The sequence below is a fragment of the Afipia sp. 1NLS2 genome, from assembly GCF_000178995.1.
Classification (GTDB): Bacteria; Pseudomonadota; Alphaproteobacteria; order Rhizobiales; family Xanthobacteraceae; genus Afipia.
In genome coordinates, this window is record NZ_ADVZ01000001.1 from 839,879 (window position 1) to 865,593 (window position 25,715).

At 64.9% G+C, this 25,715-nt stretch carries 31 protein-coding genes and 1 pseudogene; 31 read left to right on the forward strand and 1 reads right to left on the reverse strand.

Going from position 1 to position 25,715, the window contains the following annotated elements:
• Positions 1–82: 82 nt before the first annotated feature.
• The 7 genes from AFIDRAFT_RS04035 (at position 83) to AFIDRAFT_RS04065 (ending at position 8,567) form a co-directional block, all read left to right on the forward strand.
• On the forward strand, positions 83–559 hold the full coding sequence (locus tag AFIDRAFT_RS04035) for a UCP036055 family protein (protein WP_009337838.1): 477 nt from the start codon (positions 83–85) through the stop codon (positions 557–559).
• Between the two features lie 70 nt (positions 560–629).
• The gene (locus AFIDRAFT_RS04040) at positions 630–899 is read left to right on the forward strand and encodes a DUF6117 family protein (protein ID WP_009337840.1); all 270 of its coding nucleotides are present in this window, start codon (positions 630–632) and stop codon (positions 897–899) included.
• 70 nt (positions 900–969) lie between these two features.
• Positions 970–1,194, forward strand: a complete 225-nt coding sequence (locus AFIDRAFT_RS04045) for a hypothetical protein (RefSeq protein WP_009337841.1) — start codon at positions 970–972, stop codon at positions 1,192–1,194.
• 94 nt (positions 1,195–1,288) lie between these two features.
• Positions 1,289–1,711 (forward strand): antirestriction protein, encoded by a 423-nt coding sequence (locus AFIDRAFT_RS04050; RefSeq protein WP_009337844.1) that lies wholly within the window; start codon positions 1,289–1,291, stop codon positions 1,709–1,711.
• 158 nt (positions 1,712–1,869) lie between these two features.
• A complete protein-coding gene (locus AFIDRAFT_RS04055) occupies positions 1,870–6,222 on the forward strand; it encodes a strawberry notch-like NTP hydrolase domain-containing protein (protein WP_009337846.1) in 4,353 nt (1,450 codons plus the stop codon).
• Positions 6,222–7,262: a DUF7146 domain-containing protein gene (locus AFIDRAFT_RS04060; protein ID WP_009337847.1), complete on the forward strand. Its 1,041-nt coding sequence runs from the start codon at positions 6,222–6,224 to the stop codon at positions 7,260–7,262. The genes AFIDRAFT_RS04055 and AFIDRAFT_RS04060 overlap by 1 nt, the downstream gene beginning before the upstream one ends.
• A gap of 369 nt (positions 7,263–7,631) precedes the next feature.
• A complete protein-coding gene (locus tag AFIDRAFT_RS04065; RefSeq protein ID WP_009337849.1) occupies positions 7,632–8,567 on the forward strand; it encodes a DUF2493 domain-containing protein in 936 nt (311 codons plus the stop codon).
• Between the two features lie 8 nt (positions 8,568–8,575).
• Here AFIDRAFT_RS04065 and AFIDRAFT_RS04070 read toward each other — a convergent pair.
• Positions 8,576–9,134 (reverse strand): annotated as a pseudogene (locus AFIDRAFT_RS04070) (flavin reductase family protein).
• Positions 9,135–9,375: 241 nt separating this feature from the next.
• On the opposite strand from AFIDRAFT_RS04070, the gene AFIDRAFT_RS04075 reads away from it, so the two are divergent.
• The 24 genes from AFIDRAFT_RS04075 (at position 9,376) to AFIDRAFT_RS04185 (ending at position 25,712) form a co-directional block, all read left to right on the forward strand.
• Complete coding sequence (locus AFIDRAFT_RS04075) at positions 9,376–9,792, forward strand: hypothetical protein (protein ID WP_009337854.1); 417 nt, start codon at positions 9,376–9,378, stop codon at positions 9,790–9,792.
• A gap of 688 nt (positions 9,793–10,480) precedes the next feature.
• Positions 10,481–10,885 carry a single-stranded DNA-binding protein gene (locus tag AFIDRAFT_RS04080; RefSeq protein WP_009337855.1) on the forward strand — a complete coding sequence of 135 codons (405 nt, stop codon included), beginning with the start codon at positions 10,481–10,483 and terminating at the stop codon, positions 10,883–10,885.
• 461 nt (positions 10,886–11,346) lie between these two features.
• Positions 11,347–11,514 (forward strand): hypothetical protein, encoded by a 168-nt coding sequence (locus AFIDRAFT_RS19960; RefSeq protein WP_009337856.1) that lies wholly within the window; start codon positions 11,347–11,349, stop codon positions 11,512–11,514.
• Positions 11,515–11,694: 180 nt separating this feature from the next.
• The gene (locus AFIDRAFT_RS20135) at positions 11,695–11,943 is read left to right on the forward strand and encodes a helix-turn-helix domain-containing protein (protein WP_009337858.1); all 249 of its coding nucleotides are present in this window, start codon (positions 11,695–11,697) and stop codon (positions 11,941–11,943) included.
• A gap of 119 nt (positions 11,944–12,062) precedes the next feature.
• The gene (locus AFIDRAFT_RS04090; RefSeq protein WP_009337860.1) at positions 12,063–12,323 is read left to right on the forward strand and encodes a DNA -binding domain-containing protein; all 261 of its coding nucleotides are present in this window, start codon (positions 12,063–12,065) and stop codon (positions 12,321–12,323) included.
• A gap of 134 nt (positions 12,324–12,457) precedes the next feature.
• Complete coding sequence (locus AFIDRAFT_RS20140) at positions 12,458–12,745, forward strand: transcriptional regulator domain-containing protein (RefSeq protein WP_009337862.1); 288 nt, start codon at positions 12,458–12,460, stop codon at positions 12,743–12,745.
• Positions 12,746–12,749: 4 nt separating this feature from the next.
• A complete protein-coding gene (locus tag AFIDRAFT_RS19970; RefSeq protein ID WP_343205833.1) occupies positions 12,750–13,220 on the forward strand; it encodes a DUF2285 domain-containing protein in 471 nt (156 codons plus the stop codon).
• A gap of 140 nt (positions 13,221–13,360) precedes the next feature.
• Positions 13,361–13,642 (forward strand): helix-turn-helix transcriptional regulator, encoded by a 282-nt coding sequence (locus AFIDRAFT_RS04100; protein WP_009337866.1) that lies wholly within the window; start codon positions 13,361–13,363, stop codon positions 13,640–13,642.
• A gap of 18 nt (positions 13,643–13,660) precedes the next feature.
• Positions 13,661–14,842 (forward strand): replication initiator protein A, encoded by a 1,182-nt coding sequence (locus AFIDRAFT_RS04105; protein WP_083801620.1) that lies wholly within the window; start codon positions 13,661–13,663, stop codon positions 14,840–14,842.
• Entirely contained in the window at positions 14,839–15,492 is a 654-nt protein-coding gene (parA, locus tag AFIDRAFT_RS04110) for a ParA family partition ATPase (protein WP_009337870.1), read from the forward strand. Before AFIDRAFT_RS04105 ends, parA begins: the two co-directional genes overlap by 4 nt.
• Positions 15,489–16,232, forward strand: coding sequence for a DNA-methyltransferase (locus AFIDRAFT_RS04115; protein ID WP_009337872.1), 744 nt, complete (start codon positions 15,489–15,491; stop codon positions 16,230–16,232). The genes parA and AFIDRAFT_RS04115 overlap by 4 nt, the downstream gene beginning before the upstream one ends.
• Positions 16,229–16,483 (forward strand): hypothetical protein, encoded by a 255-nt coding sequence (locus tag AFIDRAFT_RS04120; RefSeq protein ID WP_009337874.1) that lies wholly within the window; start codon positions 16,229–16,231, stop codon positions 16,481–16,483. Before AFIDRAFT_RS04115 ends, AFIDRAFT_RS04120 begins: the two co-directional genes overlap by 4 nt.
• Positions 16,480–16,998, forward strand: coding sequence for a DUF2840 domain-containing protein (locus AFIDRAFT_RS04125; protein WP_009337876.1), 519 nt, complete (start codon positions 16,480–16,482; stop codon positions 16,996–16,998). Before AFIDRAFT_RS04120 ends, AFIDRAFT_RS04125 begins: the two co-directional genes overlap by 4 nt.
• On the forward strand, positions 16,995–17,540 hold the full coding sequence (locus tag AFIDRAFT_RS04130) for a S26 family signal peptidase (RefSeq protein ID WP_009337877.1): 546 nt from the start codon (positions 16,995–16,997) through the stop codon (positions 17,538–17,540). Before AFIDRAFT_RS04125 ends, AFIDRAFT_RS04130 begins: the two co-directional genes overlap by 4 nt.
• A 67-nt stretch (positions 17,541–17,607) precedes the next feature.
• Entirely contained in the window at positions 17,608–17,943 is a 336-nt protein-coding gene (locus AFIDRAFT_RS04135) for a DUF736 domain-containing protein (protein WP_009337878.1), read from the forward strand.
• Between the two features lie 2 nt (positions 17,944–17,945).
• Positions 17,946–18,710, forward strand: coding sequence for a lytic transglycosylase domain-containing protein (locus tag AFIDRAFT_RS04140; protein ID WP_009337879.1), 765 nt, complete (start codon positions 17,946–17,948; stop codon positions 18,708–18,710).
• 243 nt (positions 18,711–18,953) lie between these two features.
• Complete coding sequence (locus AFIDRAFT_RS04145) at positions 18,954–20,693, forward strand: relaxase/mobilization nuclease domain-containing protein (RefSeq protein WP_009337880.1); 1,740 nt, start codon at positions 18,954–18,956, stop codon at positions 20,691–20,693.
• A gap of 24 nt (positions 20,694–20,717) precedes the next feature.
• Positions 20,718–22,700 carry a conjugal transfer protein TraG gene (locus AFIDRAFT_RS04150; RefSeq protein ID WP_009337881.1) on the forward strand — a complete coding sequence of 661 codons (1,983 nt, stop codon included), beginning with the start codon at positions 20,718–20,720 and terminating at the stop codon, positions 22,698–22,700.
• Between the two features lie 5 nt (positions 22,701–22,705).
• On the forward strand, positions 22,706–23,152 hold the full coding sequence (locus tag AFIDRAFT_RS04155) for a CopG family transcriptional regulator (protein WP_009337882.1): 447 nt from the start codon (positions 22,706–22,708) through the stop codon (positions 23,150–23,152).
• Positions 23,153–23,212: 60 nt separating this feature from the next.
• Positions 23,213–23,473 (forward strand): AbrB/MazE/SpoVT family DNA-binding domain-containing protein, encoded by a 261-nt coding sequence (locus tag AFIDRAFT_RS04160; RefSeq protein WP_009337883.1) that lies wholly within the window; start codon positions 23,213–23,215, stop codon positions 23,471–23,473.
• On the forward strand, positions 23,470–23,877 hold the full coding sequence (locus AFIDRAFT_RS04165) for a type II toxin-antitoxin system VapC family toxin (protein ID WP_009337884.1): 408 nt from the start codon (positions 23,470–23,472) through the stop codon (positions 23,875–23,877). The genes AFIDRAFT_RS04160 and AFIDRAFT_RS04165 overlap by 4 nt, the downstream gene beginning before the upstream one ends.
• A gap of 244 nt (positions 23,878–24,121) precedes the next feature.
• On the forward strand, positions 24,122–25,102 hold the full coding sequence (trbB, locus tag AFIDRAFT_RS04175; protein ID WP_009337886.1) for a P-type conjugative transfer ATPase TrbB: 981 nt from the start codon (positions 24,122–24,124) through the stop codon (positions 25,100–25,102).
• On the forward strand, positions 25,099–25,431 hold the full coding sequence (locus AFIDRAFT_RS04180) for a TrbC/VirB2 family type IV secretion system protein (protein ID WP_009337887.1): 333 nt from the start codon (positions 25,099–25,101) through the stop codon (positions 25,429–25,431). Before trbB ends, AFIDRAFT_RS04180 begins: the two co-directional genes overlap by 4 nt.
• On the forward strand, positions 25,431–25,712 hold the full coding sequence (locus AFIDRAFT_RS04185; RefSeq protein WP_009337888.1) for a VirB3 family type IV secretion system protein: 282 nt from the start codon (positions 25,431–25,433) through the stop codon (positions 25,710–25,712). Before AFIDRAFT_RS04180 ends, AFIDRAFT_RS04185 begins: the two co-directional genes overlap by 1 nt.
• The last annotated feature ends 3 nt before the right edge of the window (positions 25,713–25,715 follow it).

The following is a 25,715-nucleotide window of genomic DNA, read 5'->3' on the forward strand; positions in this document are numbered from 1 at the left end:
TCCCGGTCGCCCCGCTTTTCTTCCCTTCCATCCCAAGGCCCGGCATCCCGCCGGGCCATTTTCATTTCAGGAGGCTGACGTCATGTCCGCACACAATATCTACGATATCGCGCCCATCGGCGCCCTGATCCGCTACACGGATCACAAGCCGAAGCCGCCAGCGCGTTTCACCAAGAAGCTCGCGGCCTGGCAAAGCGGCAACGGTGTCGGTCGGCTCGTGCGCAAACAGCCGCCGCGCGATCGCGCCACCTATATCGCGCCGGCCTCGATCACCCTGCACGAGGGCAATTTCGAATCCGGCTCGGTGATCCTCGTCACCGTCATGCGCACCCATTCGGTCGACAGCGATCTCAGCTTCGAGATAGCCGAACGTCCGAAGATCGGCATGGTCCGTGTGTTGAACCGGATCGGCGACGATGAAGAGTTGCTGTATCTCGCCGACAACCGCGAAGCTGCCGAACTGTGGCTGGCCAAGGCCGGTTATCACCATGCTCGCCTTAAGGAGATCACGGCCGACGAGGTCGGCGCCGATGTCGTCGAGGGCCGCGCCGCCGCCTGACCACCGCATTTCCCCACCCACCTGGCCCGCTGTCCCTTCGACAGCGGGCCATTTTGTTTCAGGAGAACCCATGGCTATTCCCGATCCCGTTCGCACGAATTTCAACACCATGCTGCGCGCTGCTGATGACGGCAACCTAGCACTCCTGGAGTGCCTCGACGTCGTGACGCGCGAGCCGCGCTACGTCCTGTGCGCTGTCGAACGCGACGGAGACGATTACGTGTTCGCGCCGTTCGGCCATCTCGTTGCGGATTGCAATCCCTACGACGCTTACCTGCCGCCAGATCCCGACAATCCGGCCAGCTTCATCGAGAAGTCCGAAGACAGCGGTGCAGCATGATGACCATCGATGAAATTTCGCTGATGATCGCCGCAATCCTCCCTCGGAGCGCTCGCTTCCGTGGGAAGAGATGCGCGGCGGCGGCGGCGGCGTCGTCGAGCCGAAACCGCATTGGGCGTCCGACATGGCCGTCTTCCGGCTGACCGACCGGAGCTGGTGTTCCTACGCCGACTGGATCGAGAACGGCCCTGCCGCGCGGTTCATCGATCATCCTGAAACGCGCGGTGACCACCTGATGATGAAGGCGCGGGCCATGATCGCACGCGAGATCGCAAACGAGCTTTGGTCGAACTGAGAGGGAGAGGGTTGTCGGGTCGGGATGGGCCCGAACAGAAGAAGAGAGAGCGCTATCCAGACTCGTCCTCTTCCGCTCTCGGGAGATCAGCCCCATGACGACGCAAGACGCCAGTACCCATGTCGCGACGCTTGTTCCGGACAACCGCCGCGAGATGTTCTTGCCGACGATATTCGGCCTTCGCCATCTGATCGTCGCTGAAAATACCGTCCATACATTCATGGATCGTCTTAGCCCCCGAGACTATGGCGGCGGCTTCTGGAATTTCTACGAATGCGATGGCCAGCCATTGTTTCTGGCGCCGAAATCAACCTCGCGTTTCCGGATCGAAAGCGACATCACCGAATTTCGCGGCGAGGTCTCGGCGGAGGCCGCAGGCATCATCGCCACGCTCTTCACCTTCTCACATCTCTCCTTCCAATTTGAGTCCGACCATCTGGTGGAAGGCTACCATCGCTTGCATGCCTGGTGCGACGGACATCCCGAGGCATCGGAGATCTTCCAGGCCATCGATTGAATTTCACGAGCGCTCCGCCTTTCGGTGGGGCGCTTTTTTCATGTTGGCGACCGCCATGATCTGAGAGCGAGAGCGTGGCGGGGACAGATGTGAGCCAGTGCGGTCGAGAGAGAGCGCTGCGCGGCTCACTCCCGTCCCGCTCTCCCGAGGTTCGCATCATGACCATGACTTCCGCATCGGTGGCATTGCCCGCTGCCGCACAGCTTCCGCTCGTCAGCGATTCCGACAGCGCGCCTTTGATCTTCGCCGCGGCGCAGCTCCTCCTTCCACATCTCGAACGCGGTCAGCGCATCGACGCCGCCACCCTGCGCGGCAAGATGGAAGCTGCCTTCGGCGCTTCCGACTCCGCCGGCGCATGGGACTGGAAGACGGCCTATGACGCCTGCGAAGCCGCGACCGTCCTCTTTCTGCGCAAATACGGAAAGCCGCTTTTCCGTAAAGTCGGCAACCCGACGGCGATCCTGCCGCAGTTCGTCAAGATCGCCGGCCTGATGCCGACGCACACGCGCCGCTCGCAGGAAGCGCAGACCTTCCAGCAGTTCTCGACGCCGATTCCGCTGGGTCTTGCAGCGATGACGGCCGCCGCGATCACGCCGGCCGACCGCGTGCTGGAGCCCTCGGCCGGCACCGGACTCCTCGCCATCCTGGCCGAGATCGCCGGCAGCTCGCTCGTGCTCAACGAGCTGGCCGAGACGCGCGCCTCGCTTCTCTCTTCCCTCTTTCCGGCCCTATCCGTCACGCGCTTCGACGCGGCTCAGATCGACGACCATCTCGATCCGGCCGTGGTCCCGACCGTGGTGCTGATGAACCCGCCGTTCTCGGTCATGGCGAATGTCGAAGGCCGCATGGCCGACGCCGCCTTTCGCCATGTTGCCTCGGCGCTGGCGCGTCTCGCTCCCGGCGGCCGTCTCGTCGCCATCACCGGCGCGAACTTCGCGCCCGATGCGTCGGCCTGGTCCTCGGCCTATGCCCGGCTGCAGGAACGCGGCCGCGTCGTGTTCTCAGCCGCCATCGACGGCTCGGTCTATGCCAAGCACGGCACGACCATCGCCACGCGGCTGACCGTCATCGACAAGATGCCCGCCGACGATCCGACCGCGTTTCCGGCCGCGCCGGGCATCGCGCCGGACGTCGCCACGCTGCTCGGCTGGCTGGCCTCGCATCTGCCCGGCCGGCTGCACGTCGATCCGTCCGTCGCCGTGCCGGTCGCGGCGCCAGCCGTCGCCCACACCGTGCGCGGCTATCTGAACCGGGCGGCGAAGGCTGCTCCAGCCGCCGCGCTGGCTGAGCCGGACGGCACTCCGCTCGAATACGAAACCGTCGATTGGCAGGCAGCCGAGGGCGGCCACATCTCCGATTCCATCTATGAGGAATACGGACTTCAGGCAATCCACATTGCCGGATCTCAGGCGCATCCGACCCAGCTCGTCCAGTCGGCCGCCATGGCGAGCATAGCGCCGCCGAAGCCGAGCTACCGGCCGCGCTTGCCGGAGAAGATCCGCGAGCTACTTTCCGACGCTCAGTTAGAGACCGTCATCTATGCCGGCGAAGCGCATTCCAACTATCTCGCCGGCGCGTGGACGGTTGACGCCACGTTCGACGTCCTGACCGCCGCGTCCGATGACGCCAAGAGCGGCGTCCTCTTCCGTCAGGGCTTCATGATCGGCGATGGCACCGGCGTCGGCAAGGGTCGCGAGTCCGCCGCGATCATTCTCGACAACTGGATGCAAGGTCGCCGCAAGGCGGTCTGGATTTCGAAGTCCGACAAGCTGCTGGAGGACGCGCAGCGCGATTGGAGCGCACTCGGCATGGAGCGTTTGCTGGTCACGCCGCTGTCGCGATTCCCGCAAGGCAAGCCGATCACGCTCAGCGAAGGCATCCTATTTCTAACCTACGCTACGCTCAGGTCCGACGATCGCGGAGAGAGGGTTTCCAGGGTCAAGCAGATCGTCGAATGGTTGGGCTCCGATTTCGACGGAGTGATCATTTTCGACGAGGCGCACGCCATGCAGAACGCCGCCGGAGGCAAGGGCGAGCGCAGCGACGTCGCCGCCTCGCAGCAGGGCCGTGCTGGCCTGCGCCTCCAGCACGCGCTTCCGAACGCGCGCGTTGTCTATGTCTCGGCAACCGGCGCCACCACCGTCCACAATCTTGCCTACGCCCAGCGACTCGGCCTGTGGGGTGGCGAGGATTTTCCGTTCGTCACGCGCGCCGAGTTCGTCGAGGCGATTGAGGCGGGCGGCGTCGCGGCGATGGAGGTGCTGGCCCGCGACCTGCGCGCGCTCGGCCTTTATACCGCCCGCTCGCTCTCGTTCGCCGGCGTCGAATACGAGCTTGTCGAGCACGAACTGACGCCCGAACAAATCCGCATCTACGATGCCTATGCGGGCGCGTTCGCCATCATCCACAACAATCTGGACGCCGCAATGCAGGCCGCCAACATCACCGGCGCCGGCGAAGGCGGATCGAGCACGCTGAACCGGCAGGCGAAGTCCGCCGCCCGTTCGGCTTTCGAGTCGGCCAAGCAGCGCTTCTTCGGCCATCTGCTCACCAGCATGAAAACGCCGACCCTGATCCGTTCGATCACGCGCGATCTCGAAGAGCGTCATTCGGCCGTGATCCAGATCGTCTCGACCGGCGAGGCACTCATGGAACGGCGGCTGGCCGAACTGCCGACCGAGGAATGGAATGACGTGCGCGTGGACATTACGCCTCGCGAATACGTCCTCGACTACCTTGCCCATTCCTTCCCGGTGCAGCTCTACGAACGCTTCACCGACAGTTCGGGAAACCTGTCGTCGCGGCCGGTCTATCGTGACGGCCATCCGGTCGAGAGCCGCGAAGCTGTCGCGCGCCGCGATGAATTGATCGCCAAGCTCGCCAGCCTGCCGCCGGTGCCCGGCGCGCTCGACCAGATCATCCAGCACTTCGGCGCCGATGTTGTCGCCGAGGTGACGGGCCGTTCGCGCCGCATCGTGCGCAAGCGCAGCGCCACCGTCGACCGGCTCGTGGTCGAGAATCGCGCGGCGTCCGCCAATCTCGCGGAGACGCAAGCCTTCATGGACGATCTGAAGCGCGGGCTCATCTTCTCGGATGCCGGCGGCACCGGCCGCAGCTATCACGCGGAAAAGTCCGCGAAGAACACGCGGCTGCGCGTCCATTATCTTCTCGAGGCCGGCTGGAAGGCGGATACCGCCATCCAGGGTCTCGGCCGCACCCACCGCACCAATCAAGCGCAGCCGCCGCTATTCCGCCCGATCTCGACCAATGTGAAGGCCGAGAAGCGGTTCTTATCGACCATCGCGCGTCGCCTCGACACGCTGGGGGCCATCACGCGCGGCCAGCGCCAGACGGGCGGACAGGGGTTGTTCCGGCCCGAGGACAATCTGGAATCGCATTATGCGCGCGACGCGCTGCGCCAGCTTTATTTCCTGTTGGTCCGCGGCAAGGTCGAGGGATGCTCGCTCCAGCGCTTCGAGGCCGCCACCGGCTTGAAGCTGATGGACTCGAACGGCATCAAGGACGAGCTGCCGCCGATCACGACATTTTTGAACCGGCTGCTCGCGCTCACCATCGAGCTTCAGGGCGTGCTGTTCACGGCCTTCGAGCAGCTTCTTGCCGCCAGGATCGAGGGTGCGATCGCGTCGGGCACCTATGATGCCGGGCTGGAGACGCTGCGCGCCGAGAGCTTCGTCATCACCGATCGACAGACGATCTACACGCATCCGCGTACAGGCGCGGAAACAAGCCTGCTGACGATCAATGAGCGCAAGCGCAATCGGCCGCTGACGCTCGATGACGCCCTTGCCGAACTCCGCGACCCGCGTGCGGCCCTGCTGATCAACGAGCGCTCCGGCCGCGCCGCGGTGCAGATCCCTGCGAGCAGCGTCATGCTCGATGACGGCGAGATCGAGCGCCGCGTCCGGCTGATCCGGCCGATGGAAGCCCACAATCTGCCGATCCGGCAGATGCGCGAGACGCATTGGATCGAGACCGACCGCGATGCGTTCGCCGCCGCGTGGATCGCTGAAATCTCCGAGGTGCCACCGTTCTCCGAGACCAAGCTGCACATGGTCACGGGGCTTCTCCTTCCCATCTGGAAACGGCTGCCGCACGAGTCGACCCGCGTCTATCGCCTCCAGACCGATGCGGGCGAGCGCATCATCGGCCGCAAGGTCTCGCCGGCCTGGGCCGCCACCGCGACGACAACCGGCTCGACCTCACTCACGCCGGACGACGCCTTCACGGCTCTGATGGACGGCCGGACGATCCTCGATCTTGCCGAGGGCCTCCAGCTTCGACGCGCCCGCGTCATGGGCGCGAACCGCATCGAGTTGTCGGGCTTTGACGACACGATGCGCGAACGCCTCACCGCCTACGGCCTCTACCATGAGATCATCTCGTGGAAGCTGCGCATGTTCGTGCCGACCGACGCCAACGCTCCGACGGTGCTCGGCAAGCTGCTTGATCGCTGGCCGGTCGCGCGCATCGGCGAGCAGGAGACAGCGTGATGGCGCGTCACGATGCCTCCGAACTGGCGTCTCGTCTCGGCCGACATGCCGAGGCCGTCTGCAAACAATATTTATCGTCCGGCCATCGCGCCGGACGATATTGGATCGTCGGCGATGCGAAGAACACGCCCGGCCGCTCGATGTTCGTGCGCCTTGCAGGGCCGGAATCCGGCAAGGGCGCCGCGGGCAAATGGACCGACGGAGCAACCGGCGAGCATGGCGATCTTCTCGACGTCATCCGCGAAACGCTCGGCCTCGTCGACTTCAAGGATGTGGCCGAGGAAGCGCGCCGTTTCCTCGCGCTCCCGCATCCCGAGCCGCAGAGCGCGCCGACGAACCGGACCGCAAGTCCGGCGCTGTCGGGTTCACCTGAAGCGTCGCGGCGTCTCTTCGCCATGGCGCAGCCGATCGGCGGCACGCTGGCGGCGACCTACCTCAACGGGCGGGCGATCACGTCGCTCGTCGGCGTTACCGCGCTGCGCTACCATCCGAGGTGCTACTACAAGCCCGACAAGCATTCGTCCACCGAGATCTGGCCGGCGATGGTCGCCGCCGTCACCGATCTCGAGGGCCGGCAGACCGGCGCGCACCGCACCTGGCTCGCCCCGGACGGTTCGGGCAAGGCGCCTGTCGATACACCGCGCCGGGCGATGGGCGACCTTCTCGGGCGCGGCGTCCGCTTCGGCGTCGCCGGTGACGTGCTCGCGGCCGGCGAAGGCATCGAGACCGTGCTATCACCCCGCATGGTTCTGCCCCACATGCCGATGTTGGCGGCGCTCTCGGCCGCTCACCTCGCCGCCATCCTGTTCCCGCTGACGGTGCGCAGGCTCTATGTCTTCAGAGATCGCGACCCGGCCGGAGACGGCGCGCGAGACAGCCTGGTCGCCAGAGCAATGAACGTCGGCATCGAGGCGATTTCGGTGTCGCCGGTGTGCGAGGACTTCAACGAGGATCTGCGCTGGCGCGGCGTCGACGCCCTTCGGGCGGCCTTGAAGGAGCAGCTTCGTCCCGAAGACGTCAGCCGGTTCATGGAGGGGTGAGGGATCGGCGGGAGACAAGGCGCGGCTGGGCGTCTTCTCGACCTGCCGTCTCCCTTCATCACCGCGAGCAGCCTTCTCTTGTCGGAGAGAGCAGCGCCCACCGCCTTCTGAGAGGGCGATCGGCCCACAAACGGGCCGGCCGGGCAATGGCGGCGCTCCGGCTATTTTCCGCCACGGGGAATCCACCCCACGCGACAGGTCGCGCGGGGACCCCGGACCGCCCCGCCTTTGCAGCGCGAAACAAAATAGCCGGGCTTGGCCATCAAGGCCCTCGCGAGATGGCGAGGGCTGCCAGGCCGTCCCGCCCGTGGGCTTTCGACGCCTGCGAAGGCCGCGATGGGCGCGGTCTCCAGACAAAGGACGCTCCCGATGACGAACGAAGACGATAATGCAGGTTTTGAGCCGGTCCACGCCTCGTCTCCCACCGATCATGTTCTCACCGAACTCCAGCTCTACGGCTGGCGCCCGTTTCAGGACGAACCCGATCCGAGGCCGCTGCCCGAGGGCAATGCCGTCGCCGCCGCTGTCGCAGATATCTTCGACGCCCTCATCGCGACGCTCGGCGATACCCGCCTTGAACCCGACCTCGAAGAATTGCTCTGGGGGACCGTCAATCTCTTCCACCGCGCCACGGGCCGGGTGGAGCGCGAACTAGACGACAACGAACAGGGGCAGCGCCGCCTCCAGAACGAACAGGATGGCAGCGAGGTGAAGTCGGTCGAACTGGAGCGCCTCACGGCAGAAGGTCAGAGCCTTATCGAACGGCGCAACAGCATGGAACTATTCCGCGACGTCGCCACTGAGGCCTTCGAGCACCATACCGGCGCCGCGTGGCGGCCGCGCACCGGCTCGATCGTCAACCATCGCAATCTCACCGCCGCGATGATCGACAGCCGCGACTTTCTTGCGGCGAAGCGCCGGATCGAGACCGAGGTGTTGCTGCCTGCTGGCCCGAAGGTTGCCGTGACCGGCGGCGCCGACTTCAACGACCACCGCCTGATCTGGGCGAAGCTCGATCAGGTCCATGCCAAGCACCTCGACATGGTGCTGATGCACGGCGGCACGCCGAAAGGAGCCGAACTGATCGCCTCCCGTTGGGCACACAGGCGCAAGGTGCCGCAGGTCGCCTTCCGGCCTGACTGGACGAAACACGGCAAGGCGGCGCCCTTCAAGCGTAACGATGCCATGCTGGACGTCCTGCCCGTCGGCGTCCTCGTCTTCCCCGGCACCGGGATTCAGGAGAACCTTGCGGACAAGGCCCGCAAGCTCGGCATTCCGGTCATGAAGTTCAACGGCGGCGCATAAGCGCCGCCTCAACCCAGCATCTCGGGCCTGAACAGCGAGCGCCGGCTGATGATCTTGCCGGATACCATGAACACACCATCGCCGGTGTAGTGCAGCGTCTCGGGATGCTTCGGTGAAGCCGCCACATGCGCCTTCACCACTTCGAAGATGAAAAAATTATAGCGATCGACCAACACGTCGTCGTGCAAGCGGCACTCGAAGTTCGCATGGCACTCATCGATCAGCGGCGCCTCGACATCGTGGGCCTGCCGTCAAACCGAACTCCGCAAACTTGTTGATCTCTGCTCCAGACGTATTGCCGATCCCGACCACTGTGTCGGTCAACGCCGTTGTCGGCAGGTTGATCACGCATTCGCCGCTGCTTTTGATCATATCGAAGCTGTGATTGCCGCCCGAAATCATCAGGCCGACGAGCGACGGCGAGAACTCCAGAATCGTATGCCAGCCGAGCGTCATGATATTCGTCCTGCCTTGCCATTGCGATGACACAAGGACGATCGGGCCGGGTTCGAGATAGCGGCGCACCTGGCTGACCGGGAAATCATCCTTGCGGACTTTCCGCGTCATGACGTCGCCTCCTATTGCGCAACATATCAATGCTCGTTTGCTGGTTGATGATCGAAGTACGATAGCGGCAAATGAACCACCACGATGCAGACGATCGACCTCCGAACGTTACTTGACGACATCGGTATGTCCGAGGAAAAATGCACGACCCACGCAGAACCGGCAAAGCAGTATAGTCGCAGGCGGAGCGCATCCTCAGGCAGCCTGTCGTGAACTCTCAACCGTTCATGTGGAGGCTTCCATGACGCTGATCCTGCTCGCCGTTTTTTTGACGATCGCATTCTGCGTCGTCGCCTATAATCTCGCGATCTACGCGCTTCCTTTCTGGGCCGGACTGACGGCGGCTCAATACACCTGGGACGCTGGAGCCGGCGTGATGATGTCGGGCTTCGCCGCCATTGCCGCTGCGTTGCTGTCCGTCGCGCTCGTCATCGCCGTTCTCGGCTTCGCGAAGAATCCGCTTCTGCGCCTGGTCGCTCTCGCCGTCTTCGCCGTGCCCGCCGCGATCGCCGGCTATGCGCTCGTGCATGGTGTCGCGAAGCACGCCATCGACTCGGCCATCGCGCTCAACCTCCTTTGTGGAGCCGCCGGTCTGTTCATCGGCGGCGCCGCAATCGTCAGTCTCAACGCACTTGGTGAAAGCGTCTTGTCGCGCTGAAGCACTCGCGATCTTCCGCTTTCGGGAAACCCCGCAGCTTTTACCGCCGAACTCTGGGCGTCCCGCTCAGAATATGAATGTCAGGTCGAGACAGTCCTCACCGCCGCAATTTCGATCAGCTGCGCCCGGCTCCGGAAATCGGTCATGGGGCATGGATCTTTCACGGCCGTAACGGTCGTTGCCCTGCTGCATTCATTCTCGTGAACGCAGGCCGCATCAACTTCATTTGCACTTGCGGCAATGCCGGCGGATCACGCCGCCTCCCAGTGAACCGCAATCGCGACCATTCACCTGGAGTCCGATAGCGTTTTTGCCTTTTCCCGAATGGCCTTCCGTCTGGCGACGTGAGCGGTGGCCGTGAATGGGGTGACGAGCGAGCCGGCAAGGCGACGCGGTGTTGATTCTGAGGCGATGCTGCTGTCGGCTCGAACGATGATTCCGCCGGGCGTCTCCGTGGTCATGCTCTCAGAGGCGCCAATCCCTCCGACTGACTGATCCCCTAAGTCCGTTCGGTTTCCACCCGCAACCCCGGCGGCTCCGGACCGTGTTGGCGCTAAAGCGCCTGCCCGCGCCACTCCGGGCCTTAGGGGCGAGCTGCCGACGAGCCGGCAGTTGCAGGAGCCTCCCGACGGCCTTGGCCGGGTCTCGTCGGAGGGATGGTCCCTCCGAGGAGCAACGGAGACTTAAAATGCAGAACATCGTCATTCTCGCTGGCAACATCGGCCAGGACCCCGAATCCCGCACCACCCAGAGCGGCACCCGTATCACCCACTTCACGCTGGCCACCTCGCGGCCTCGCTACTCGGAAGGCAAGGTTGTTCGGGATAAGGACGGCTATCGGGTCCAGGACACCGAATGGCACCGGATCACTTGCTTCAACGGCCTCGGCACGACGGTCCAGGAGCATTGCCAGAAGGGCATGAAGGTTCTGGTGCGCGGCCGCATCCACTACACGAAGTGGACCGACCAGCAGGGCGTTGAGCGCTACGGCTGCGAGATCATCGCCGAAACGGTCGACTTCCTGAGCCGGGCGAAGCAGACCGAAAGCGAGGGCGACAGGCAGTCCGATCAGGACGACGACATCCCGTTCTAGGGCGGGCGAAAGAAGGCCCGGCGGCACAAGCCGCCGGGTCTTCTCCTGTTCGCAACGGATCGCGGCCGCAACCCAACTCGACGTTCGCGCTGCGACGACGGTGCCCGCGCACAGTTTCCGTGACGAGTACAAATCGCGCCGCCTGATTGCATCAGGTCTGGCGGTCGACAGCACGCCAGATCTCCAATGCAGATGATCGAGGCCACCAGAATAAAAGCAGCGTCAGATTTCAGCATGACGACATGGCAAGGGTTTTCGGCTGCGGTCAGCGCGCACCACTCGCTCTTTGAGACGCAACCTTGGTTTCAATCCCGGCCTTCCAAGGTCAACCCGCTTGGGGTCCGCTACGCGAGCGTGCGGTCGCTTCGGCTTTGCCTCCGCGATGACCCCGGCCGAGACCAAAACACTTCAGGCGCCTGTCGAGCGGGGAATGGTCCCCGCCTCCAAACAGGAGCCGGAAAATGTCCCTTGCAGATGCCCACGCCTTCGCCTTCAGCCTCGCTTCCACGCTTATGGTCTCCATCGTCATCTTCCGCGCCGGCGATGGCACGATGGGCGTGATGCCCGCAACGGAATATGATGGTGAGGATGATGCGATCGTCGACGAGATGGACCCGTTCGCCCCGTGAGGGGCGACATGGAGAAATCGGCGTTGGGCTGGCTTTTCCTTAAGCCGACCGAATCAGTTTCGGTCGTGTTGTCTGCGGTATTGTGCTGAGCGGTGATTTCAGCTCGCATCAGCAAACAATAGCGACTAAAATAGTCGTAGTTCTGGCGTGCGCGTAGGCCCGAGTGGGAGGTGATCATGCATGATCACCTCCCGACAATCACGGGCCGCGCGCGCGTTACTGGGGTGGACGCAGGAGACCCTTGCTGACAAGGCCCGCGTTGCGCTGACCGCCCTCAAGCGCCTCGAATCCGAAAACGGATTGCGGGTGCATGAGGGTACGCGCGATCAGGTTCGGCGGGCCATCGAAGCGGCAGGCGTTGTCCTCCTGACCACCGATCGCGGACAGGGAGTGCTGCTTGTCGATGATCGCGAGGGTCGGAAAGGTTGATGGGTTGTGGGCCGGCGATGCCAGGACAGCATCGAGCGGTGCTCTTTCCAACGGTTATATTCCATCTTCAATTCCACTAGCTCCCGCCCGCCACACCGCCACACCAAGCGTGCCGCCCTATGATTGAGCCGTTCGAGGACATCGCCCCGTCCTGTCAGAATCTGACGAAATACGACAGGAAGCACGTCAAGCTTTATGTCCGCCTTCTCGACGCCGACGCCGATGGCGCCGACTGGCGGGAGGCTGTCGAAGTGCTGTTCGGAATCGATCCTGCCAGCGAGCCCGACAGGGCGCGGCGTGTTCACGACAGCCATCTCCAGCGCGCCCGCTGGATGACACATACAGGCTATCGCCAGCTTCTGCTTGGCCCCAGTAACTGATTTCAACTTAGAGATTATTTCGCAAAGGCGATGCCGCTACGGCATCGCCTAATGCCGTTGACCAAGCTTCCATCACCTCTCGCGTGCGGCAATCATTTTCTGCTCGACCTTGACAAGACAGGGGAGGCGAAGGGATGCGGCCCGATACTTCTCGATGGAGAGAACACAGCAGTTACGACTACTTCGACAAGCTCGCGACCGAAGGCTTGGCGTGGGAGTGCTTGCGCCGGCACACACCCTATCAACATCAATATCAGGCACTCGTCAGCGCTCGGGAGGACACCGCGCCGCTTCCTGTAGAGGATCAGCGGCGTTGGGGGTTGCGGTTTCCCGGCGCGACCGAGTCTGTCTGCGCTCGCGCAAACCATCTTCTGGTCGCCGGCCGCCGCGCCGTCCGTGCTGACGTTTGCGTCCACACCTGATCATTTGCCCGCCACGCCGACTCCTGAGCTGGTCGGGCTCCAATCGTTCCGCGACGGCCCCGAGGGCATTTACGCGGTCTATCCGGCCGACATGCCTGCACAGTTGCTTTTTCTTCCCGGCAGCGATCGCCGCGCGCTTGTCGCCCTGGTCCCGATCGACATCGATCTGCTCGATCGCGTCGATGCGCTGACCCGCTTCTGGCGTGCCCTCTACGGCCGCAAAGCCCTCGCCGACACCCGCTTGACGCGCCAGCAGCGCCGACGCCTGCGCCTGATGCTTCAGGCGGTCGACGGCCGCATGAACGGCGCAAGCTATCGCGAGATTGCCAGCGCGATCTACGGCGAGGCGCGCGTTACCGCCGATCCGTGGAAGACCTCGCCGTTGCGCGATTCCGTCATCGGGCTGATCGAGAGCGGCCTCGTCATGGTCGGCGGCGGCTATCTGAACCTCCTTCGGCATCGCCGTCGACCTTAGCCGGTCGATGCCTGGGCGAAGGGTGGGGATTTTAGCCCTCTCAACTTCCCCATCCCCCCTGACGCATTCCCTCCGCCACCGTGGTCGCCGTTCGCCGCTGAACCGCAGCGACCGTCCCTGACACCACGGAGGCCCGATCCATGCCACACGAACCCGTCGTTCTGCCGCCGCGCTTCCTGCGCACCAAGGAAGCTGCCGAGTTTCTCAGCCTCTCCGCCCGCACGCTCGAAAAACATCGCACCTACGGGACCGGCCCCGCCTATCGCAAACTCGGCGGCCGCGTCGTTTATGCCATCGACGATCTCGAAACCTGGGCCGCGCGCGGCTCCGTCACCTCGACGTCGGACCCGCGCGGTTCGGTCCTTCCCGCCAAACGCCACGCGCCCACGCAGCCGACCCACGCCGGTCGCTACGCACGCTGACCGCAACCGGACTTCTTCATGGCGGTGCGGCGTCGATCCCTTTCGGAGCGCGGACAACTCGATCTGTTCCGAGCACGCCCCGGCGACTTCGCGCCACGAGACGCGCAGGATCTCATGGCCTATCCGTTCTTCTCGCTCTCCAAGTCCCATCGCGTTGCGCCGATCGATTTCGTCGCCGGCAACGTGACGATCCGCGTCGAGGCCGTGCCCGATCATGGCATGGCGACAATCTGGGACGCCGACATCCTGATCTGGGCGGCGAGCCAGATCGTCGAGGCGCGGGATGCCGGGCTTCGCACCTCGCGGCTGATGGCCGCCACGCCCTACGAAATTCTCACCTATGTCGGGCGCGGCACGTCGCTGCGCGACTACCAGCGCCTGAAGGCGGCGCTCGACCGGCTGCAATCGACGACCGTTGCGACATCGATCCGCCAGCCGGCGGAAGGCCGCCGCCATCGCTTCTCGTGGATCAACGAATGGCAGGAGCGCACCGATCGCAACGGCCGGCCGGAGGGCATCGAGCTGATCGTGCCGGACTGGTTCTACCAAGCCGTTCTTGACGACGCGCTCGTGCTCACGATCGACCGCGCTTATTTCGATCTGACGGGCGGCCTCGACCGCTGGCTCTACCGCCTGGTGCGCAAGCACGGCGGCCGCCAGCGCAATGGATGGCGCTTCGACTTTCGCCATCTCCATCAAAAGTCCGGCAGCCTGTCGCCGTTCAAGCGCTTTGCCTTCGAGCTGCGCGACATCATCCGGCGCCAGCCGCTGCCGGGCTACACGCTGTTCCTCGAGGTCGAGATCGGCGGCCGCACGCTGCTCGCCTTCGAGCCGACGATGCGCTGTGGACAGCCTGTGGACGGGCTCGTGCTATCGGGAACCCGGACTATCGTGCTATCGGGAACCGGAGGCTCGTGCTATCGGGAACCCAAACCGGCTCTAACCGCCGAAGATCAAACACGAAATCGCGCCCTTAACTTAGAATCTAACATAGATTCTAACCTTGAAGAGAGCGCGCGCGATGTGGACAACCTCGCCCGCGACGCCGCCGGAAACCTCGGCATAGAGACCGGCAAGGGCGCGGACCTCCCGCCCGCAACGACGGCGCCAACTCCGCCCCTCGGTAAAGACGACCTCTCGACCACCGATCACTCGGAAACACTCCATCGTCCTCGCGATCCGTCGGGAGGACGCCGATGATCGTCGCGCTGCTCAATCAGAAAGGTGGCGTCGGCAAGACGACGCTGGCGCTGCACCTCGCTGGCGCGTGGGCCGCGAGAGGACACCGCGTCACCCTGATCGACGCCGATCCTCAAGGCTCGGCACTCGACTGGTCGCAGCAACGCTCGCGCGAGGGCTTGCCGCGCGCCTTCGGCGTCGTCGGCCTGGCGCGCGACACGCTGCACCGCGAGGCTCCCGAGCTGGCTCGCGATTCCGATCACGTCGTCATCGACGGCCCGCCGCGTGTCGCCGGCCTGATGCGCTCCGCGCTGCTCGCCGCCGACCTCGTACTGATCCCGGTGCAGCCGTCGCCGCTCGACGGCTGGGCCTCGGCCGAGATGCTTTCGCTCCTCACGGAGGCTCGCATCTACCGGCCGCAACTCGCGGCGCGTTTCGTGCTCAATCGCTGCGCCGCCCGCACCGTGATCGCGCGGGAGACCGCCGAGACGCTGGCGGACCATGATCCGCCGGTGCTCGCCAGCACCATCGGCCAGCGCGTTGTCTTCGCCGACGCCGCGCAGACCGGACGTTTAGCCTCGGACATCGACAGCCGATCCCCCGCTGCACGCGAGATCGCCGCGCTCGCCGTCGAGATCGAGCGATTGCGCATCGGGAGGACCCCGCCATGACGGTCCTTACCGGCGACTGCCGCGAGATTATGCCGCCGCACGGTCCGTTCGACATGATCCTCGCCGATCCGCCCTATGGCGACACATCGCTTGCATGGGACCGGCGCGTCGAGGGCTGGATCGCACTCGCGCGTGAGGCGCTCAATCTCACCGGCTCGCTGTGGGTGTTCGGATCGCTCCGTTGCTTCATGGCGACCGCGGATCGGTTCACGGAGGCGGGGCTGCGGATCGCACAGGAGATCGTCTGGGAGAAGCAGAACGGCACCGGCTTCCACAATGACCGCTTCAAGCGCGTGCATGAGTTGGCCGTCCAGTTCTATCCCGCCGAGACGGCCTGGCGCGACATCTACAACGACGTCCAGACCACGCCGGATGCGACAGCGCGCACGGTTCGGCGCAAGCAACGTCCTCCCCACACCGGCCAGATCGACGCCGGCCACTATGTCAGCCACGACGGCGGGCCGCGCCTCATGCGGTCAGTCATCTATGTCCGCAACTGCCACGGTCGCGCGATCCATCCGACCGAGAAGCCGTCATCGCTGCTCGAAATTCTGATTCGTACCAGTTGTCCCGAAGGCGGCCTGGTCGGCGACTGGTTCGCCGGCTCCGGCTCCGCTGGCGAAGCCTGCCGGCTGTCCGGCCGACGCTATCTCGGTTGTGAGATCGACGCCGCCATGGCCGAGCGCGCCTGCGCGCGCATCGCCGCCGTGCTGCCGTTCCATGACGCAGGCGCATCATGACGGCGCGCACGCAGAAGCGCGTCTTCGCGCAGCGACCCGCCGATCCCGATGGCTGGATCAAGGCGGGTGACACGCCGCCGGCCGGCTGCAGCGCGGCCGCGATCTATACGGCCCGGCTGACCATCGACGTCACCCCAGCCCTGCGCGGCCGCATCAAGGTCGCTGCCTTCAGCCGCAGCGTCACCGTCGCCGACATGCTGCGCGACCTGCTCGCGCGCGAATTCCCCGAAAAGTCAGGAGATCCCTCATGACCGGCAATGCGGCACGCCGCTCGCGCTGGTGTCCGTCGCCGGACGCACCAGCACCGTTCACCACGCTCGTACATCTGACATGGCGTCAGAAGACGATCGAGCACTGGATCAGGTTCGGCCACAAAAGCCACGAACAGATTCTCGATCGACATCGCAGCGTCGTCGGCTTCGCACCGAACAGCGTCTTCGCGTTCGTCCGCTGGGCCGCCAACGACTACGGCACGATCGTCTCGCGCATCGACATCGTGCGGGCCATCGGGCGCGGGGAGCCGTTCCAGACGCTGCCCTTCGTGCGTCCGGGCGGCGAAATCCTGCTTAAGGCGGAAAGCTGGCCCACGGTCGAGCGCGTGCTGCAGCACATCGACGCGATCGAGAGCCTCGGCATCGATCCCGCCGACGTCGATCCCGATCACTGGCGGCATGTCCACCATTGCCTGCGCGCCGGCGAACAGCCGTCCGCCTATACGCCGGCACGTCATGAGGCGTGGCTGATGCGCCGCCGGGTGACGCCATGACGCGCGTCAGTCTCTTCCTTTGCACGGCGCTCGCGTCGTTCGGCGTCGGCTATCCGGGCCTCACGCCGATGCCGATCAAGCTGATGTGGAACGCCTCGGCCAGTGCGCCGATCGGTTTCTACACGATCGACTTCGACGGTCCCTTCGAGGTCACGGACCTTGTGGCCATCGACGCGCCAGAGCCGCTCGCGGACTTTCTCGACAAGCGCGGCTACCTGCCCAAGGGCGTGCCGCTCCTGAAGCGCGTGCTCGCGGTTTCCGGACAGGTGGTCTGCCGGACGGGTCTCGTCATCACTGTCGATGGCGTCGACATGGGCCATGCGCTCGAACGCGATCGCGCCGGCCGCGATCTGCCCGAATGGCAAGGCTGCCAACGCATCCAGACCGGCGAGTTCTTCGCGATGAACTGGCAGGTCGAAGGCAGCCTCGATGGCCGCTACTTCGGCCTTCTCTCCACCGACCAGATCATCGGCCGCGCGGTCCCGCTGTGGACCGACGAGGAAGGCGACGGCCGCTTCGAATGGCGCGCGCCAACGCGGTGATCGCGCGCGCGCTGCGGGCTGTCCGAGTGGCCCGCATCAACTTCACCGCTCATGAAAGGAGCCTTCAATGGCGCAGATTGGTCAATTCACCCGCACCCCGTCCGGTTATTCCGGACATATCCGCACGCTCTCGCTCGATCTCGACCTGACCTTCGTTCCGGCCGAGAACGCCAATGTCGAGAACGCGCCGGCCTATCGCATCCATCTCGGCGACGAGGACGGACCGGAAGTCGGCGCGGGATGGAAGCGCACCGGCGATCGCGCCGGCCCGTTCGTTTCGGTTGTCCTCGACGATCCCGTCTTTCAGCAGCCGATCCGCGCCCGCCTGTTCCAGGCGGACGAAGACGGCCGCGAGTGGAGCCTGCACTGGACCCGTCAGAAGAAACGCGACGAGCAGGAATGACCATGGATAATTCCTGCGCTCGTTTCGCGATCAGAAGATGCGGCGGCCGCCGCCGCATCTTCCTCCTTCTTCTTTCCGGCCTGAGCTTCTCCGCGGCCGCAGCGCCTCATGCTTTGGCGCAGAACGCTCGTCCGGTCCGCGCCGCTTCGATCAACGTCCATGCCGCACACCTCTCCGAAGCCGCGCAGCGCTTCGGCATTCCGGTGCGCTGGATCGTCGCCGTCATGCGCGGCGAAAGCGCAGGCGATGTTCGCGCCGTGTCCTCGGCCGGCGCAGTGGGCCTGATGCAGATCATGCCCGACACCTGGGCCGAACTGCGCACCCGCTATGGTCTCGGCCGCGATCCCTATACACCGCGCGACAACATTCTCGCGGGCGCTGCGTATCTTCGCGAGATGTGGGATCGCTACGGCGACATCGGTGCGATGCTCGCTGCCTACAACGCCGGCCCCGCACGCTATGATGAGCACCGTGCAACCGGGCGCCCGTTGCCTGCCGAAACGCGCGCCTATGTCGATTTTCTTGCGCCCGCGCTGCGCGGCGAGCGTCCATCGAAGGGTGCGTCGACGGCGGCGCGACCGTTCGACTGGCGCGAGGCGACACTCTTTGTCGTGAGCGTGTTCAGCGATTCCGCCGCCAATGCCGCGCCACGGGAAGGCTCGCCGGACAAAGCCCGCCCACCCGTTCCGGCAACATCCGACGCGCTTGCCGCGCTCCAGTCGAGGGGGCTGTTTGTCGCTCCCAGTACCGATGGAGGTCGGCCATGACCGGCTGCGCGGCAATTCGCATCCCCGCGTATGCCGGCGTGTCATGGAGGGCGCGGAGGGTGGAGGCAGGCGCAACAACCGACCGATGGCGAGATAAAAAGGCGCACGGTGCGCCTCGGTCGAGTGGTTGTTTCTGCTTGTTTTTCTGGCGCGTTCCGCGCCGTGCGGCGCTCGCCCGCACCGTGCGCTTCGCGCTCATCTCTCTCTTTTCACAAGCAGTTTTGCACCGTGCGGGGTTTCGCCATGACCGATGACCGCGAGTTCCGTGTCCGTCCGGGGCGCATCCGCTCGACACGCGCCCAGCAGGCCCGCCCGTTCATCGCACAGGCGTTGGCCGCCGCGCAGAAGGCCGGAGGCCGCGTGTCGCGCTCCGGCCGGATCACGCCCGGCAACCGCTCGCGCTTCGGGCGCGGCCAGCGCGCCAGCATCCAGGCCAATCGCCTGCTGACCGGCCGCTCGCGCATCGTCGTCATCAAGACCCGCGTTGTCCGCCACACCGCGCGCTCCGCACCGCTGGGCGCGCATCTGAACTATCTGCGCCGCGACGGCGTGACCCGTGACGGGGAGAAGGCGCGGCTGTTCGGCCCGGAGAGCGACGACATCGACGCGCGCGCCTTCGCCGATCGCTGCGAGAACGACCGGCATCATTTCCGCTTCATCATCTCACCCGAGGACGCCGCGGATATGGCCGACCTCAAAGCACACGCGCGCGAGCTGATGGGGCAGATGGAAAAAGACCTCGGCACGAAGCTGGATTGGGTCGGCGTCGATCACTGGAACACCGACAACCCGCACCTTCATATCATCCTGCGTGGCCGCACCGACGACGGCCAAGATCTCGTGATCTCGCGCGACTACATCAAGGAGGGGATGCGTGCCCGCGCGCAAGATCTCGTCACCCAGGAACTTGGACTTCGCTCCGATTTCGATATCCACCGCACACTCGAAAGTCAGGTCGAGGCCGAACGCTGGACGCAGCTCGACCGTCAGCTTGTCCGCGACGCCGGTAAATCCGGCATCATCGATCTCGCCCCGCGCGCCGACCGCCAGCCCGACGAGTTTCATGCGCTGAAGGTCGGCCGGCTGCGCACCCTCGAAGTTCTCGGCGTCGCCGGACAGGTTGGGCATTCGCAATGGTTCATCAAGCCGGAAGCCGAGACCGTCCTGCGCGAACTCGGCGAGCGCGGTGACATCATCAAGCGGATGCACCGCGCGCTCACCGAACGCGGCATCGAGCGCGGCTCGGCGAACTATGTCCTGGCCGGCGAAAGCCTCGACGTACCCATCGTCGGCCGCCTCATCGAACGCGGCCTCGATGACGAGCTGAAGGGCACGGCCTACGCCGTTGTCGACGGGGTGGATGGCCGGACCCATCACATCAAGCTGCCGCATCTCGACGCCGCCGGTGATAGCCGGCCCGGATCAATCGTTGAGCTGCGCACCTTTGAGGATGCGCGCGGCGAGCGTCGTGTCGCGCTGGCGGTGCGCGCTGATCTCGATATCCAGGCCCAGGTGAATGCAACCGGTGCGACCTGGCTCGACCGCCAAGCTGTCGCTCGCGATCCCATCGCTCTCTCCGAAGGAGGCTTCGGCGCCGAAGTGCGTGAGACGATGGACCAGCGCGCCGAGCACCTGATCGGTGAAGGGCTCGCCGAGCGCCAGAGTGGGCGCGTCGTCTTCGCCCGCCGGCTGCTTAACACCTTGCGTGATCGGGAACTGAGCGCGCTCGGCGAGAAGCTCGCGGCCGAGACCGGCCTTCCGTTCAACCGCGCGGACAGCGGCGAATATGTCGCCGGCTTCTATCGCCAGCGTTTCACGCTCGCCTCCGGCCGCTTCGCCATGATCGACGACGGCCTCGGCTTCCAGCTCGTGCCCTGGTCGCCCTCCCTCGAAAAGCAACTCGGTCGCCACGTCGCCGGCGTCGCCCGCGACGACGGCAGCATCGACTGGGATTTCGGCCGCAAGCGGGGGCTCGGCCTCTAGCGCCAATCGGAAAGGAACATCGCCATGTCCGGTACCAAAATCCTGTGGGGACCGATCACCGTCGTCTTCCTCATCGTGCTCGTCACCACTTGGGGCGCGACCCAATATGTCGCATGGAGTCTCGGCTATCAGGCGCAGCTTGGCCACCCGTGGCTTAAGCTGCTCGGCGTGCCCGTCTATTTTCCCCTCGCCATTATATGGTGGTGGTACTTCTACGACGCCTATGCGCCGGGGATCTTCGCAACGGGCGGGATCATCGCAGCGTCCGGCGGCATCATTGCCATCGCTGTCGCCATCGGCATGTCGGTCTGGCGAGCGCGCGAGCAGAAGAATGTCGCTACCTATGGCTCGGCGCGCTGGGCCGAGAAGCCTGAGATCAAGGCCGCGGGTCTGCTCGATCCCGATGGCGTGGTGCTCGGCCGCTACGAGCATGAGTATTTGCGCCACGACGGCCCGGAGCATGTGCTGTGCTTCGCGCCGACCCGATCGGGCAAGGGCGTCGGCCTTGTCGTGCCGTCGCTTCTGACCTGGCCGGGCTCGGCCATTGTTCACGACATCAAGGGTGAGAACTGGATTCTAACCGCAGGCTTCCGGTCGCAGCACGGCCGGGTGCTGCTGTTCGACCCGACCAACCCGAAGTCGTCAGCCTACAATCCGCTGCTCGAGGTGCGGCGCGGTGAATGGGAGGTGCGGGACGTCCAAAACATCGCCGACATCCTGGTCGATCCGGAAGGATCACTCGACAAACGGAACCATTGGGAGAAAACGAGCCACTCGCTTCTCGTCGGTGCGATCCTGCATGTTCTCTATGCCGAGCCCGACAAGACGCTGGCCGGCGTCGCCGGCTTCCTCTCCGATCCGAAACGCCCGGTCGAATCCACGCTGCGCGCCATGATGAGGACCACGCATCTCGGCAAGGCGGGACCGCATCCCGTCGTCGCCAGCGCTGCGCGCGAGTTGCTCAACAAATCCGACAACGAGCGCTCCGGCGTGCTGTCCACCGCCATGTCGTTTCTCGGCCTCTACCGCGATCCTGTCATCGCGGAGGTCACGCGCCGCTGCGACTGGAGAATCCGCGACATCGTTGGCGGCGAGCGGCCAACCACGCTCTACCTCGTGGTGCCGCCATCGGACATCAATCGCACCAAGCCGCTGATCCGGTTGCTGCTGAACCAGATCGGCCGCCGCCTGACCGAGGATCTGCAAGCGAAAGCCGGACGCCATCGCCTGCTGCTGATGCTGGATGAATTCCCCGCCTTGGGGAGGTTAGATTTTTTCGAGACCGCGCTGGCCTTCATGGCGGGCTACGGGTTGAAGAGTTTCTTAATCTCACAGTCGCTGAACCAGATCGAGAAAGCCTACGGGCCGAACAATTCGATCCTCGACAACTGCCATGTGAGGGTGAGCTTCGCCACCAATGACGAGCGAACGGCCAAACGTGTCTCCGATGCCCTCGGCACAGCGACCGAGATGAAGGCGATGAAGAACTATGCTGGGCACCGGCTGTCGCCTTGGCTTGGCCATCTGATGGTGTCGCGCTCGGAAACTGCCCGCCAATTGCTGACGCCCGGCGAAATCATGCAGCTTCCGCCGACCGACGAGATCGTCATGGTCGCGGGCATCCCGCCGATCCGGGCGAAGAAGGCGCGCTATTACGAGGACGCCCGCCTCCGGGAGCGTGTGCTGTCGCCGCCAGAGCCGAAACGTCCCAACACAAACCACCTCGACGATTGGAGCACCCTGCCGATCCCGGCGCGGCCGGAGCCGGATGAGTCGCAATCGGCAAAACGATCCGACAACGATGACCCGACGCAATCCGAACGCCGGCTGCAACACGAACTCCATCGCGTGAAGCCGGTGGAGAAGAAGGCGCCGATCGACAACGAGTTCGAGCCGCCCGACGATCCTGACGAGGACGACGCTGTGCGCAATCGACGGATGCTCCGTCAGATGCAGGGCCTCGCTCGGCAGGTCTCGCTCGATCCCGGCGACAACATGGAGTTGTGAACGCCATGGCCAACATCAGGAAGAAAACGAAATTCACGGTCTATCTCGATCCCGATGTCACCAGGTCGCTCGCCGATTTCGCCGCGCGCCGCGATCAGTCGCAGTCGATGATCGCGGAAGCCGCGATCGCCTCGTTCCTGTCGCCGGACGATGCCGAGCGCCGCGAAGCGGTTGTTGCCAAGCGACTCGACCAACTCGATCGCCGCATGGCACGGCTGGAGCGCGATGTCGGCATCGCTGTCGAAACTCTGGCGGTGTTCGTCCGATTCTGGACCACCACCACACCTGCCTTGCCAGAACCCGCCGCGCAGGCCGCACGTGCCCTCGCCAGCAAGCGTTATGAAGCCTTCATCACCGCGCTCGGCAGACGACTGGCGAAGGGACCGAAGCTGCGGCAGGAGATTTCGGAGGATGTCGATACGGCCGGAGCCGGTCATGAAGCGGAGGGATAGCGGCCTTGTAGGGATCGGGGTTAAGGCGTATATACAGTCCCGTATCTACGGGAGGTTGCCGTGCCCCACATCGCCAAGGTTTTCCAGTCCGGCAACTCTCAGGCCGTGCGGTTGCCGAAGGATTTTCGTTTCACCGTCGATGAGGTCGAAGTCTCACGCGAGGGTGACGCCGTGATCCTGCGTCCGCGGCCGGATGCCTCCGGACGCTGGGCGTCGCTGCGGGCGGCCGTCGAGCGCGGCTTTAGCGCGGATTTCATGGCCGAAGGCCGGGAGCAGCCTGACGAGCAGAAGCGTCCCGATCTCGACCGGGCGTTTCCATGACGACATGGCTTCTCGACACCAATGCTGTCATCGCGTTGGTGACGCGCCGGTCGGAGGCGCTCTTGCGCAAGGTTGAATCCTGCGAGCCTGGCGCGCTCGCGGTTTCTTCCGTGGTCGCCCATGAACTCTACTTCGGCGCCTATCGCAGCCAGAGAGTGGACTTCAACCTCGAAACACTTCGGCTGCTCTTTACGGATCTCGAAATTCTCGATCTCGAGCGTGAGGATGCGCGGGCGGCCGGCGAGATCAGGGCGGAGCTTGCGCGGCGCGGCACGCCGGTCGGCCCCTATGACGTCCTGATCGCCGGTCAAGCGATGGCGCGCGGCCTGCCGCTCGTCACCAACAACACCGCCGAGTTCGAGCGCGTCGCCGGATTGCGGCTGGAGGATTGGACCAAGGATTGATGCTCGCAGCAACGCAGTTGCTCGGCCATCTGTCGACAAAGTCCAGATCCGCGCAGGTCGCTGATTCGAAATCCATCCGCTCACACGAAGACCCGCGGGCGCAGGCGATACCGCCGTTCTCCTGTATTTGCACGCTACGCTGCTACTACGACCGAAACTTGTTGAACGAACCCGACTTGAGTCTCTTTTAGTCATCCCCATCCGGGGACCTGTCTGTTGCGCCCCGTGAGGAAACGGGGCGGGTATGACTTCCAACCACCATAAGCCGGAGGCGATCGCACGCGGCGCGCGCATGTTGCGCACCGCGCTTGGACCGGCGATCGCGCGGTTTCTGGAAGACCCTGTCGTCGTCGAAGTGATGCTGAACCCGGACGGGCGATTGTGGATCGACCGCCTGTCCGAAGGGCTGGCCGACACCGGCGAGATGATGTCGGCGGCCGACGGCGAACGCATCATCCGCCTGGTCGCACATCATGTCGGGGCGGAGGTCCATCCCCGCTCGCCGCGCGTGTCGGCCGAACTGCCGGAGACCGGCGAACGCTTCGAGGGTCTGTTGCCCCCGGTCGTCGCAGCGCCCGCCTTCGCCATCCGCAAACCGGCCGTCGCGGTGTTCACGCTCGACGACTATGTTGCCGCCGGCATCATGACCGTCGATCAAGCGGAAACCCTGCGCGCGGCCGTCGCGTCCCGCGCCAACATCCTCGTCGCCGGCGGCACTTCGACCGGGAAGACCACGCTGACAAACGCGCTGCTCGCCGAAGTCGCGAAGGGCGCCGATCGCGTCGTTATCATCGAGGACACCCGCGAGTTGCAATGCGCCGCGCCCAACCTCGTCGCGATGCGCACGAAGGATGGCGTCGCGACACTCTCCGATCTCGTGCGCTCGTCGTTGCGCCTCCGCCCCGACCGCATCCCGATCGGCGAGGTACGCGGCGCGGAAGCGCTCGACCTCTTGAAAGCGTGGGGGACGGGACACCCCGGCGGCATCGGCACGATTCACGCCGGCACCGGCATCGGCGCGCTGCGCCGTCTCGAACAGCTCATTCAGGAAGCCGTCATCACCGTTCCGCGTGCGCTGATCGCGGAGACCGTCGACCTCGTTGCCGTCCTCTCAGGTCGCGGCTCCGCGCGCCGGCTGGCCGAACTGGCCCGTGTCGACGGGCTCGGTCCCGATGGCGACTACCGCATCACTCCAGCCACCCCGAACACAGGAGAATCCGAATGATTCGCACTACGATGCGCGTCCGCCGTTTGATAACGACGGCCGCCGCTTTCACCTACGTCAACCTCGTTCTTGTGCCCGCCGCTCAAGCCTCCGGCTCGTCCATGCCGTGGGAACAGCCACTGGAAAAGATCCTTCAGTCGGTCGAAGGACCCGTCGCCAAGATCGTCGCCGTCATCATCATCATCGTCACCGGCCTGACGCTGGCGTTCGGCGATTCGTCCGGAGGCTTCCGTCGCCTGATCCAGATCGTGTTCGGCCTGTCGATCGCTTTCGCGGCGTCGAGCTTCTTCCTGTCGTTCTTCTCGTTCGGCGGCGGAGCGCTCGTCTGATGGCGGTGGCTTTCGAACAACTCGACGCCGTGCCGGGATTTACCGCTCCCGTCCATCGGGCGTTGACCGAGCACATCATGCTCGGCGGCGCTCCCAGAAGTATCGCCATCATGAATAGCACGCTCGCCGGCGCAGTCGGCCTCGGCCTGCGCCTCTGGCTGGTCGGCCTTGTCATCTGGGCGATCGGTCACTTCGCCGCCGTCTGGGCGGCGAAGCGCGATCCGCTGTTCGTGGAAGTCGGGCGAAGGCATCTGCGCATCCCGGCTTTTCTGGCGGTGTGAGGG